At 72.9% G+C, this 12,609-nt stretch carries 10 protein-coding genes; 6 read left to right on the forward strand and 4 right to left on the reverse strand.

The window, feature by feature from the left end; genetic code table 11:
• The first annotated feature begins 89 nt into the window (after positions 1–89).
• The 4 genes from C8N24_RS32675 (at position 90) to C8N24_RS32690 (ending at position 6,202) form a co-directional block, all read left to right on the forward strand.
• Positions 90–1,076: a LacI family DNA-binding transcriptional regulator gene (locus C8N24_RS32675; RefSeq protein ID WP_121258535.1), complete on the forward strand. Its 987-nt coding sequence runs from the start codon at positions 90–92 to the stop codon at positions 1,074–1,076.
• Positions 1,076–1,906, forward strand: a complete 831-nt coding sequence (locus C8N24_RS32680) for an aldo/keto reductase (protein WP_121258538.1) — start codon at positions 1,076–1,078, stop codon at positions 1,904–1,906. Before C8N24_RS32675 ends, C8N24_RS32680 begins: the two co-directional genes overlap by 1 nt.
• Positions 1,907–2,319: 413 nt before the next feature.
• Entirely contained in the window at positions 2,320–5,232 is a 2,913-nt protein-coding gene (locus C8N24_RS32685) for an amidase (RefSeq protein ID WP_121258540.1), read from the forward strand.
• Between the two features lie 55 nt (positions 5,233–5,287).
• Positions 5,288–6,202: an aminoglycoside phosphotransferase family protein gene (locus tag C8N24_RS32690; protein ID WP_121258542.1), complete on the forward strand. Its 915-nt coding sequence runs from the start codon at positions 5,288–5,290 to the stop codon at positions 6,200–6,202.
• Here C8N24_RS32690 and C8N24_RS32695 read toward each other — a convergent pair.
• Positions 6,160–7,527, reverse strand: coding sequence for an SAM-dependent methyltransferase (locus tag C8N24_RS32695; protein ID WP_121258544.1), 1,368 nt, complete (start codon positions 7,525–7,527; stop codon positions 6,160–6,162). The genes C8N24_RS32690 and C8N24_RS32695 overlap by 43 nt on opposite strands.
• Before the next feature lie 125 nt (positions 7,528–7,652).
• Between C8N24_RS32695 and C8N24_RS32700 the strand changes: the two genes are divergently transcribed.
• Positions 7,653–9,557, forward strand: a complete 1,905-nt coding sequence (locus tag C8N24_RS32700; protein ID WP_121258546.1) for a hypothetical protein — start codon at positions 7,653–7,655, stop codon at positions 9,555–9,557.
• 293 nt (positions 9,558–9,850) lie between these two features.
• Complete coding sequence (locus C8N24_RS32705; RefSeq protein ID WP_121258548.1) at positions 9,851–10,396, forward strand: helix-turn-helix domain-containing protein; 546 nt, start codon at positions 9,851–9,853, stop codon at positions 10,394–10,396.
• Here the strand turns inward: C8N24_RS32705 and C8N24_RS32710 are convergent.
• The 3 genes from C8N24_RS32710 to C8N24_RS32720 form a co-directional block, all read right to left on the reverse strand.
• Positions 10,369–10,935, reverse strand: coding sequence for a winged helix-turn-helix domain-containing protein (locus C8N24_RS32710; protein ID WP_121258550.1), 567 nt, complete (start codon positions 10,933–10,935; stop codon positions 10,369–10,371). The two genes, C8N24_RS32705 and C8N24_RS32710, sit on opposite strands and share 28 nt — an antisense overlap.
• A 26-nt stretch (positions 10,936–10,961) precedes the next feature.
• A complete protein-coding gene (locus tag C8N24_RS34885; protein WP_211340252.1) occupies positions 10,962–11,765 on the reverse strand; it encodes a hypothetical protein in 804 nt (267 codons plus the stop codon).
• A 163-nt stretch (positions 11,766–11,928) separates the two neighbouring features.
• Positions 11,929–12,609, reverse strand: a complete 681-nt coding sequence (locus C8N24_RS32720; protein ID WP_121258552.1) for a TetR/AcrR family transcriptional regulator — start codon at positions 12,607–12,609, stop codon at positions 11,929–11,931.

Here is a 12,609-nt window from a genome sequence, read left to right on the forward strand (position 1 = left end):
CTCACATCCATGTATTGTCAAGGTCCCTCGACCGAACATGGATGTATGTGATGAGCGCTAACAGCGGAGTGGGACGAAGCCGGCCGGTGATGGCCGACGTCGCCCTGCGCGCGGGCGTGTCGCATCAGACCGTGTCCCGGGTGATCAACGGGTCCGACAGCGTCCGGCCGGAGACGCGCGAGCGCGTCCTGGCGGCCATGCGCGAGCTCGACTACCGGCCCAACTCACTCGCGCGTGCGCTGGTGACCGGGCGGTCGCGGACGCTCGGCGTGGTGAGCTTCGACACCACGCTGTACGGCCCCGCCTCCACCCTGTTCGGGATCGAGCGGGCCGCCCACGCGCAGGGGTACTTCGTCAACATCGTCAGCGTCACGTCGCTGGACCGCGACCTCGTGCTGGGCGCGGTCGAGCAGCTGCACGGCCAGGGCGTGGAAGGCATCCTGCTGATCACGCCGCAGGAGCGTGCGGTCGAAGCGCTGGTGCACCTGCCGCCCGGACTGCCGGTCGTCGCCGTCGAGGCCGGCCCGGAGAAGTCGGTGCCGGTGGTCACCGTCGACCAGGTCGAAGGCGCCGCCGCCGCCACGCGCCATCTGCTCGAGCTCGGGCACCGCACGGTGTGGCACATCGCGGGCCCGGCCGACTGGCTGGAGGCCCAGCAGCGCGTCGACGGCTGGATGGCGGCGCTGACCGCGGCCGGCGCGAGCCCGCCGCCGTTGCTCACGGGCGACTGGAGCGCGCGCTCGGGCTACGAGCTCGGCCAGCGCCTGGCGGGCCTGCGGGACGCGACCGCGATCTTCGCCGCCAACGACCAGATGGCGCTCGGCGTGCTGCGGGCCATGCACGAGGCGGGGCGTGACGTACCCGGGACGGTGAGCGTCGTCGGCTTCGACGACATCCCCGAGGCGCAGTTCTTCACCCCGCCGCTCACGACCGTGCACCAGGACTTCAACGAGGTCGGGCGCCAGAGCCTGATGCTGCTGCTCGACGAGATCGGCGCGGGCGCGCGCTCGGCGACGCGGGTGGTCGTGCCGCCGGCGCTGAAGGTCCGCGACAGCACGGCACCACCGGGGGACTGATGCGACGCCAGCGGCTCGTCTTCGGGACCTACGACGTGCCGGACGCGCGGCTGCTCGACCGGTTCGTCGCGGCGGGTGGCCGGGCCGTCGACGTGGCGAACGTGTACCGGGACGGCGAGTCCTCGCGCGCGGTCGCGCGCTGGCTGCGCGGGCGGGACGCGGCCGACGTGACGCTCTACGCGAAGGGCTGCCATCCCCCGCGCTGCGCTCCGGCGCAGGTCGGCGAGGAGGTGGACCGGGCACGCGCGCTGCTCGGCGTCGAGCGCCTCGACGTGTTCCTGCTGCACCGCGACGACCCGGCCCTCCCGGTGACGGCGTGGGCGGACGCGCTGCTCGAGCAGGTCGCGGCCGGGACGATCGCCGCGTTCGGCGTGTCGAACTGGACGGTGGAGCGGCTGCGCGCGCTGCACCGTGAAGTCGGCGGCGCCGCGCTGCACGCGTTCAGCAACCACTTCTCGCTGGCCGAGCTGGTCGCGCCGCCGTGGCCGGACTGCCTGGCGATGACCGCGTCCGAGCTGCGCGACATGGGGACGCTCGGGATGTCGGTGATCGCGTGGTCGAGCCTCGCCACGGGGTTCTTCGCCGGTCGCGACGTCCCCGGCTGGGACAGCCCGCGCAACCGCGAGCGGCGCGAGCGTGCACGGGACCTGGCGGGTGAGCTGGACACGACGCCGACGGCCGTCGCGCTCGCCTACGTGCTCGCCCAGCCCGCGCACGTGCTGGCCGCGGTCGGCACCACGTCCGCGACGCACCTCGACGACGCGTTCGCCGCCGCCGAGCTGGAGCTGTCGCCCACGCAGACCGCGTGGCTGGCCTCGGCGCCCTCCTGATCAGCAGCAGTCCCAACGCCGGGGTGCACGCATCCCCGAGCGGCTCTCGCAGCGCTTGCGCGAGCGGGAAGGCGAACGCCGTCCGCCGCAGGGTCGTGGCCGCGGCGCGCGCCGTCTGAACCAGGCCGCAGCGCCTCCGTCGCCGTAGGGTGCGCTTCGATGGTGCCTCGCATGTCTCCGCATCCTGCGCGGGCTCCTCAACCGTCGACGAGAGCAACGCCCGGTGCCGCGGGCATGCGGCACAAGGTCCTCTCATCCGCATAGAGCCCTCGGGGGATGACGTTGATACGCCAACTGCGAGCGGTCACCCGGCTGGACCGGGAGTCGAACCTCTTTCATCCGCCGGTCGGATCAGCATCACCGCGTTTTCACGTTGACTGGCGCGTGGTCATTTCCACGGATAGGGAGTTTCCTTGTCAAGCCGTACCTCGCTGGGCGCGCTCGCGGCGCTCACGGTCGCCGCTGCCGCGGCCGTCGCCGCGCCCGCTCACGCGATCAACTACATCCAGGCCGCCAACGGGATCACGTGGGACGTCAACGACGCCGCGATGCCCGGCCTGGACACGGGCAGCATCCGCGCCACGACCGACAGCGCGGTCCTGAGCGTCGCCGGCCTGCGCGTCAGCGTCGACCAGCCCGCCAAGCACCGCATGGACGGCGAGCTGCTGCGCGGGTTCGGGCTCACCTTCGACGGCGTCGACGCGTTCACGACGACCAAGGCGGTGGACCTCGGCGGGATCGAGATCCGCCGCCAGGTGCGGTTCGAGCGCACCGCGACGTGGGGCCGCTGGCTCGACTCGTTCAAGAACACGACGAGCAGCCCCCGGGCGATCAAGGTCACGTTCGGCGGCATCTTCGGCCAGAACAACGGCGAGAACCAGTCCGAGATCGTCGACAGCTCCACGGGCGACACGGCCGTGACCGCCGCGGACAGCTGGGTCGAGCACGCGACGCCGACCGCCGCGGCCACGTCGCCCACGTCCGGCCCGTCGCAGAACGGCCCGTCCGCGATCGTCCTCGGCACCCCGGGCACGCGCGGCGCGCTCACGCGGACCGGCATCTTCAGCTCGCACAACCCGTTCGGCTCCACGCTCCCGGCCGACGGGTTCGACGCGAACCTGCGCGGCTACATCCGCACGCTCACCCTCCAGCCGGGCGAGACCGTCTCGCTCGTGCACTTCGTCGTCGTCGGGCGCAACGAGCGGGACGCCGCGCGCCCCGCCGGCACGCAGATCGCGGCCGTGCGCACCGCCGCCGCGGCGCTCGCCTCCGCGCCGGTGCTGGACGACCTGAGCGTCGGCCAGAAGTGCACGATCGTCAACTTCCAGGTCGCCGGGCTCGACTGCTCGACCGTGACCGCGCCGCAGCCGGAGCACGACTCCCCGACGGTGCGCGAGACGCCGGTCACGACCTCGCCGTACGACGTCGTCGGCAAGACGCTCACGCAGCTGCAGGCGGACATGGCGTCGGGCAAGACGACCTCCCAGCAGATCGTCCGCGCCTACCTCGACCGGATCGCCGCGTACGACACGGGCCAGTTCGGCCTGCACTCGTTCATCAAGGTCGCCGACGACGCGATGGCGCAGGCCAAGGCCGCCGACGAGGCGCGCGCCGCCGGCAAGACGGGCGATCTGCTCGGCATCCCCGTGGCCGTGAAGGACCTGTACGACACCAAGGACATGCCGATGACGCACGGCTCCCTGGTGTTCGAGGGTTACCGGCCGCAGAAGGACGCGTTCCAGGTCGCGCGGATGCGCGAGGCGGGCGCGATCATCATCGGCAAGACCAACATGTCCGAGTTCGCGAACTCGGGCCGTCACTCCGAGAGCCCGTGGGGCCAGGTGTGGAACGCGATCCAGCCATCCTCGACCTCGCAGGGCTCGTCCGGTGGCTCGGGCGCCTCGGTGGCCGCGTCGTTCGCGGCGTTCTCGATGGGCTCGCAGACCGGCGTGTCGCTGTACGCCCCGAGCGCAGCCGGCGGCCTGGTGTCGCTGCGCGGCACGGACGGCCTCAGCTCCGGCGCGGGCGTCGCGCCGCTCACGTTCCTGCAGGACTACGCCGGCCCGATCGCGCGCACCGTGACCGACCTCGCGAAGATCCTCAACGTCACGACCGGCACCGATCCGGAGGACGTCGGCACGGTGCAGGCCGACGCCGACGCCAAGCGCCCGAAGGACTGGACGACGATGCTCAAGGCCGACGCGCTCAAGGGCGCGAAGATCGGTCTGGTGCCCGGCCAGTTCACGACGCCCTCGTACGGCACGCAGGGCTCGATCGACCGCTACAACGCGATCATCGCCCAGCTCAAGACAGCCGGTGTCGAGTTCGTCGACATGACCGGCAGCGTCGCGGCGCCGCCGAACCTGCCCGGCAACCCCAACCTCGGCCACGAGGGCTGGTTCGAGTGGATCCGCACCCATCCGAACTCGCCGTACGCGCATCCGAACGAGATCATCGCGTCGCCCAAGAAGCTGCCGTACAACCGCTCGACGACGGCGAACGCGATCGACATGACCGACGCCCAGGTGCAGGCCGCGCGTGACCGCCGGACGGCGTACAAGGAGGAGTGGGCGAAGTACCTGAACGCCAACGGCGTCGACGCGGTCCTCTATCCCGGCAACACGTCGGACTTCTCCGACAACGACACCGCGGCGCTCGGCGCGTCGTTCGGCTCGCCGCCCACGTCGAACATCGGCATTCCCGGCATGGTCGTGCCGGTCGGCCTGAACGACCACGGCCACCCGCTCTCGATGCAGTTCGTCGGGCGCGCGTGGGACGACGCGAAGATGGTGAGCTTCGGGTACGCGCTCGAGCAGCTCGCCTCGACGCCGATCGAGGCCAAGAAGCTGCCGCGGCTCCCCTACGACGCGACGGCCACGCCGGTCGACGTGGAGATCGAGAAGGCCCCGGAGCCCACGACGCAGGCACCCGCGCCCGTGCCGTCCACCAACACGGTGCCGACGGTCCCCGCGACGGTCTCGAGCGCCGCGACGAAGGCACCGGTCCTCGCGCGGCGGTTCTCGGCCCGCACGACGCGGCTGGGCAAGCGCACCCTGCGGACGACCGGCACCGTGCTGCTCCCGAGCGGGCTGACGCGGGCGAGCGCGTGTGGCGGCGGCAAGGTGCAGGTCACGGTCAAGGCCGGCAAGCGGACGCTCTCCACGCGCACGGCGACGCTGGGCGCGAAGTGCACGTTCACCTCGCGGGTGACGCTGCGGGCGGCCTCGCTCCGCGGCGCCTCGCGCGTGACCGTCCAGGTGCGGTTCCTGGGCAGCGCGGCGCTCAAGCCCGAGTCGGCGGGCGCGACGCGCGTGTCGGTGCGCTGAGCGGCGGCCGCGCCGGGCCTTCGGGTCCGGCGCGGCCTTCAGCTACGGTCGGTGCGTGCTCGACGGGCTGACCGATGACCACGCCGCGGCGGTCGCCCGGCGCTTCCCGGACGGGGAGACGTGGCTGGCCGGCCTCGAGGCGCGGCTCGCCGAGGTGGTGGCGCGCTGGCGGCTGACGCCGCTGCGCCCGCTGCCGGGCGGGATCGGCGGCTACCTGCTCGACGTGCGCACCGCCGACGGTCGCGACGCCGTGCTCAAGCTCTCCCCCACGGGCGGCGCGCAGGGCGCGGCGAACCGGCTCGAGGCCTACGCGCTGCGGCGCTGGGCCGGCGACGGCGCCGCGCGGATGCTCGGCGTCGACCTCGCCGCGGGCGCGCTGCTGCTCGAGCGCTGCCGCCCGGGCGCCACGCTGGACACATTGGGCGACGAGGAGATGCTCGAGCACGGCTGCGGGCTCGCCCGCCGCCTCCAGCGCCCGGCCGACGACGAGGATCTGCTGATCCTTCCCCGCGCGGCCGAGGAAGTGGCGATCCGCGCGCAGCGCTTCGGCGGGCTGATGGACGCGCTCGGGCACCCGTTCTCCCCTGCGCGCGAGCAGGAGATCGGGGCGCTGCACCGCGCGCTCGCGACCGGGGACGGAGCGCCGGTCGCGTGCCACGGCGACCTGAACCCCGGCAACGTCCTCGCCCACGACGGCGGCCACGTCGCCGTGGACCCGCTGCCCGTCCTGGCCGACGCCGCCTACGACGCCGTCTCGCTCGTCTGGGCCAAGCGCTCGTGGCTGCTCGCCCAGCCCGACCGCGCGGAGATCCTCCGCCGGCGCATCGCGATCGCTTCCGACGTGCTCGACGCGGACGCCGAGCACGTGCGGGCGTGGGCGCTCGTGCGGCTCACCGGGGTGCTCGACGAGCGCTCCGAGTGGGGCGGCTACGACACCGCGCCGTTCGTCGCGCTGGCCGAGCTGCTGTAGGCCGGCACGCCACGGCGCGCCCACGTGCGGGTCCGGGTCTCGCAAGCGCCACCGCCGCGGATCGCGTCGGCGCGCTGGAGCGGAAGCCCGTGCGGCGCGCCGTCCCGCGCGGAGAGCACCTGGTAGACGGTCACGTCGCCCTCCTCGAACCCGAGCGCGGAGCCGAGCATGTACAGCCGCCAGACGCGGGCGCGCTCCTCGCCGACCTCGGCCACGGCGGCGTCCCACGCACCGGTGAGGTTCGCGACCCAGCGGCGCAGCGTGAGCGCGTAGTGCTCGCGCAGCGACTCCACGTCGCGCACCTCGAACCCGTTGCGCTCCATCGCCACCATCACGTCGGTGACCGGCGACAGCTCGCCGTCCGGGAACACGTAGCGGTAGATGAACGTGTCCGCCGCCGGCGGGTCCGAGTGCAACCGCGCGATGCCGTGGTTGAGGAACAGGCCGCCGGGCACGAGCAGCTCGTGGACCGCGGCGGTGTAGTGGGCGAGCTCGCCGCGCCCGACGTGCTCGTACATGCCGACGCTGGCGATCTTGTCGAACGGGCCGTCGGTGATCTCGCGATAGTCCTGCACGCGGATCTCGATCCGGTCGCTCAAGCCGGCGTCGGCGATCCGGGTGCGCGCGAGCGCGGCCTGCGCCTCGCTGAGGGTCACACCCACGCCGCTGACGCCGTACTCGCGCGCCGCGTGGATCAGGAGCGAGCCCCAGCCGCAGCCGATGTCCAGCAACCGCTCGCCCGGCTGCAGGCGCAGCTTGCGGCAGATGCGGTCCAGCTTGCGCGCCTGCGCCGCTTCGAGCGTCTCCGCCGGCTCGGCGAAGTACGCGCACGAGTAGACCATGCTCGGCCCCAGCAGCTGCTCGTAGAACCGGTTGGACACGTCGTAGTGATGCTGGATGGCGGCCTTGTCGCGCCCGAGCGAGTGCAGCCGGCCGGTGCGCGGCGCCTCGGTCGCGGGCACGGGGGCCTTGAGCAGGGCGGGCCCGGCGATCCGCGCGGCGCTGAGCGCCAGGCGCGCGAGGTCGCGCTTGGACAGCGGGATGTGGAAGCTGCCGCGCAGCCGCAGGATCGCTTCCAGGTCCGCGTCGTCGGGCACGTCGACCGCGCCGGTCACCCAGGCGCGCGCGAGCCCGATCTGGTTCGGGGAGCGAAGGACGTACGCGATCGCGGCCGGATCGCGTACCTCGACGACGGGCGCGCCGCCCTCGAGCACGCTGCCGTCCCAGAAGCGCAGCGTGACGGGAAGGGCCGGGACGTCAACGCCCGCCAGCGCACGCCGGACCGCCGAGGCGATCTCCGGCTGCCGCACGAGAGGTAGTTGCATAGCTCAACAATATACAGAGTTGCGTTTTGCAACCCAGTCGATGGTCATGTAGATCTGCCCCTTCCGCCCGTCTCTTCATCGGTTAGGGTTGCACGTACGTGTAGGGAAGACTGAGGAGGCCTGCCGTGCCGATCGACGTCGAGCTGCAGGAGCGGGTCAACGCCCTGCTCGCGCCGGACACCGAAGCCGCGGATGTGCGCGAGACGTCGGTGCCACTGCCGTTCTCGCCGTTCATCCCCGCTCATGCGCGGCGCGCGGCGGAGGTCGCGTCGACCTTGTTCGCCGCGGAGCAGGCGCGTGGTGTCGCGGGAGCGATCGCGGCGGCGGAGGACGCGGTGGTGACGGAGTCGTCACGCGGCCTCGTCAAGCGGGCGCTCAAGTCGTTCGTCACCCACAGCGCGGCGGCCCGTGCGGTCGTCGCGCTCCCGGCGGAGACCGCGGTGGACAGCGACGTCCCGCTCCCACCGGGCGAGCACGACCGCGCCGACGCCCCGAGCCGGACGCTGCCGGCCACCGAGCAGGTGCTCGACTGGTACCGGGAGGACCCGTTCGCCAACGAGCACCACGCGCACTGGCACGACGTCTGGAACACGGGCGGCATCACGATGCCCGACGGCACGCAGCTCCCGACCCAGCCGCGCCAGGGCGAGCTGTTCCTCTACATGCACCGGCAGATGCTCGCCCGCTACGACACCGAGCGCCGGATCGCGGGCCTACCGGTCGCGAGCCCGTTCGAGCCGCCCTACGACCAGCCGATCGCTGAGGGCTACGGGGCCGAGCGCTACGTCACCCGCCCCGCCGGGACCTCGCTCCGGGAGATCCGGCCGGACGCCGGGCCCGCCCAGCTCGCCGAGCGCTTCTCGAGACTGGATCAGGCGATCACCGCCGGGCACCTGACCGTGCCCGCCCTGCCGCAGCTCGGTCCGCTGGACGGCAACCAGCTCGGCGCGGCGATCGAGCCCTCGGACCTCAACACCGGCCCGAGCAGCGACCTCAGCCTCGATCACAGCGACACCGCTCCGGGCCCCTATCCCAACATCCATGGGTTCGGACACGTGCTCACCGGGATGTCCGCCGACCCGCAAGGCGGGGAGACCTGGTGGGGCGTGATGAACTACGTCGAGACCGCGATCCGCGATCCGTTCTTCTACCGCTGGCACCGGCACATCGACGACCAGGGCCGGCGCGTCGAGGACCGGCTCGGCCCGGCCGACCTGTCGGAGGCGGCCGCTCCGGGCGTGCACTTCCGCGACGACGGCACGCTCGACGTGCGGCTCGCGCTGTCGGCGCAGGTCGATGACGGCGACTTCGACGCGTTCGCGCGTGCCCGGCTCGGCGGTGCGGCCTTCGACGACCCCGACGGCCTCACGACCGACACGCTCACCACGGACTTCACGCGCTCCCGCGTGGCGTCTCCCCTACCGGTGCCCGAGAACCGGAACCAGACGTTCGTGCCCCAGGAGTCCTACTTCCAGACCCACCTGGTCCACGACCCGTTCGGCCTCTTCCTCCGTGTGGAAGCCGACGCCGACGTGCGCGCCACCGTCCGCGTCTTCCTGGTCCTCACCGAACACGTCGAGGACCGGCGCATGTGGATCGAGCTGGACAAGTTCGACCGCCACCTCACCGCGGGCGTGAACCTGATCGGCCGCCCGGACGCGCTGTCGGCGGTCATCAAGCGCAAAGGCGTGAAGGCGCCGGGAGCCAATCCGCCCGGCGACGGCACGGACCCATGGTGCGACTGCGGCTGGCCCTACAGCCTGCTGCTGCCGTCCGGGGGCACGGCCGGCGCCGACTTCACCCTCGCGGTCATCCTGACCGACTGGGCCAAGGACACGCTGGGCAGCCCGAAGACCTGCGGGTCGATGAGCTACTGCGGCGCACGCGAGAGCTACCCCGACCAGCAGCCGATGGGCTACCCCTTCCACCGTCCCTTCGGCCAAGCCGGAGTGCTCGCCACGCTGACCGCGATGGACAACGTGGCGCTTCGCCGGGTCCAGATCCGCTGCCGGCGGGAGCCGCCGGCGTAGCGGTGTCCGGGACGCGCTCGGCGAGCGCACGGCGCAGGACGGAACGTCGTCTCGCCAACGCGTCGGTGAGGTGATCCAATCACCGTACATCTGCCGAGCGGCGTGCGTCTTCGTCCCACGTGCGCCATGGTCACGGAAAGGGGGGTGCAAATGCAGATCAACGCGACGGATCGTCCGGTCGTCAACGAGTCGGGCTTCTGGAAGGGCGCCTAGTCCACCGCGCCGCGCGCCGTCCACGCAAGCGGCCGGCGCGCGGTGGTCGGTCCCGAGGCGGGCTGTGCGAGCATCCGCCGGTGGCTGATCGCCTCCCCGTCGCGCTGAGCCATCCGCTGCGCCGGCGGCTGCTGTTCGAGTACACCCTCGCCGTCACCAGCCCGAGCCAGGTGGCGCACCGGCTCTCGGAACCCGTGAACCGCGTCGCCTACCACACCGGCATCCTGCTGCGGGACGGCTTCGTCGAGCTGGTGAGGACCGAGCGCCGCCGTGGCGCGCTGAGCCGCTTCTACCACGCCGCCGTGCCCGCGTTCCTCGAGGATGAGGATTGGCGGACGCTCCCCGGCACGACCCGCCGCGTGCTCGCCCTCGGCGCCCTCGAGCACGTCTACGAGGACGTCCGGCGCGCCGCTCTGGCCGGCGGCTTCGACGGGCCGCAGGTCCAGCTCACCCGCTCGCCGCTGCTGCTCGACGAGGACGGCGCCGACGCCCTGGCCGCGCTCCTGAGGACCGCCTTCGCCGAGCTCGAGGCGATCGTCGCCGACGCGACCGCCCGCGACGCGGCGGACCGCGCCGCCTACGAGGTCGTGATGCTGGCCTACGAGCGCACGCCGAAAGCGCTCTGACGCTCATCCATCTCGAACCCGGCCAGCACCACGTCGACACGCCGACGGCCATCGGCGGCGCGTCGGTCGGCGGCGGCCTGGATCGCCTCGAGCTCATCCACCAGGCGACGCAGCAGGATCGCCACGTCCCGCCGGGCGACGGCGTCGAGCTGCACCGGCAACCGGCTCAGGTGCGCGGTCCGCGCGTCGAACGCGCCCGCCAGCGCCGCCTCCCAACTCGTCTCGGTGATCGACGCGAGCGCACCGCGGACGAGCATCCGCCGGGCACCCGGTGCCAGCCGGGCCCACTCCTCGTCCTCGATGGTCGCGTCGGCGACGGCGCGATAGACGTGTGCGGTGCCGCCCCGCCGCCGCTCGGTCCGCACGAGCTCCAGGAACCCGTGCTCGCGCAGCACCCCCGTGTGGTAGCTGACGAGGTTGAGCGGCCTCCCGAGGCGACGGGCGACATCGCTCGGGCTCGCGGGACTGCCCGCGTACTCGTACAGCACGCGGTGACGCAACGCGTTCGCGTACAGCCAGCCGTCGGCGGCCCGGGCCATACGCACGATCCTCTCAGAACCGGTGCTCAGCTCGTCTCGCAGGCGAGGCCGTCACCGTCGCGGTCGAGATCGTACGGATCGTCGCCGACCGACTGCACCGGGCCGGTGTAGTCGGGGCCGTCGCCGCTGCCGCCCGCGCAGTCATAGTCCGGCGAGTCGGGCTTCAAGCAGGCGCCGGCGTAGTTCGGGTCGCAGTCTCCCCCGCCGTTGTCCGCGGGCTCGGCCTCGACCTCCGCCGCCTGCTCGGCCGCGTAGGCCACACATCCGGGTGGTGTGCCGGCCCCGTCGCGAACCGCGCGCCGCTCGGCCTTCGAGCACGTGCGCTGGTCGTGGGCGATGCGGGCGAGCCGGCGCCGCTCCCGCGCTGCGGCCGCGACGCGCGCGATCCCGGCGTCGGCGCCGGCGAGGACCGTCCGTGACGCCGCCGTCTTGTGCAGCGAGCGCGACTGGGTGACCAGGCGCTTGGCGCGTGCGTAGCGCTGCTTGCCCAGCGCGGCGCGGGCGGAGCGCAGGAGCGCACGAGCGCCGCGGCGCTCCATGCGCTCGGCTTCGTCGTCGAGCCCGGCGGCCGCCAGCCCTTCCGCGGCCTCGGCGTAGTGACCGCGCGTGGCCAGGCGCTTCGCGGCCACCCGCGCCGCTCGGGCAGGGTCCGGCGTCGGGGCCGGAGACACCGTGGCCTCGGCGGGCGGGTCGCCGAGCGACGCGGCGCGGTCAGCGTCACCGCTGCCGTCCGAGCTCCCCGCACACGCGCCGACCATCAGCAGGAAGAGCACGCCTGCGCCGAGCAACACCGCCCAGCGCATCGGGAACGACGAGGCGGGCCGCCTCATCGGCGCACCTTCGCAGTGGGACTGGCGGACGCTGGCAACGGCACGGTCTCCTCCGGGGTCGGATGCGACCGTACGCCGACGACGCGCGCTGCGACCTGGCCAACCGATCAGGGTTCTTCAACCGGCGAAGCCTATCCGGACGACAAGCTTCTTGGCTCGGCGCCTACCGGGGCGGGTTCCAGCCCGACATCGCCGTGAGCAGCCCGTCGCTGTCCAGCGGGCCGGTCGGCATCGGCGTGCGCGTCCCGGACGGGGCGCGCAGGCCGTCGAGGACCACGGTGAGCAGCCGGCGCCACACCTGCGGGTCGACGGTGCGCGTGTAGTCGACGACCGCGCCGATCATCATCTGGATGAGCGGCATGTCGGTGGTGTCGATGTCGTCCCGGAGGCGCCCGGCGGCCTGGGCGCGTTCGACGAGCTGGGTGACGAGCGGCTCGATGCGGACGCGACCCTCGGCGGTGCAGCCGGTGCCGGCGCTCATGCGGGCGCCGAGGATGAGCTCCTTCAAGCCACGGTTGGCGGCCTGTCGCTCGAGGGCGCTGCGGACGAAGAACTCCAGGCCTTCCCACGGGTCCTCGTGCTCCAGGCCGGCCTCGGCGAGGGCGACGATGGCACTGACCTGGTCGTCGAAGAGCGCGTCGATCAGCAGCTCTTTGTTGGGGAACCGCCGGTAGACGGTGCCGATCCCGACCTCGGCCTCGTGGGCGATGTCGTCGAGCGACGCGCCGAGCCCGTGCTGCGCGAAGACGACCGCTGCCGCGTCCAGGATCCGCCGGCGATTGCGCTCGGCGTCCTTGCGGAGCGGGCGCGACTGCGCCTCAGGCTCGGTGATCGAGGACTCCAT

The organism is Solirubrobacter pauli (assembly GCF_003633755.1).
GTDB lineage: Bacteria > Actinomycetota > Thermoleophilia > Solirubrobacterales > Solirubrobacteraceae > Solirubrobacter > Solirubrobacter pauli.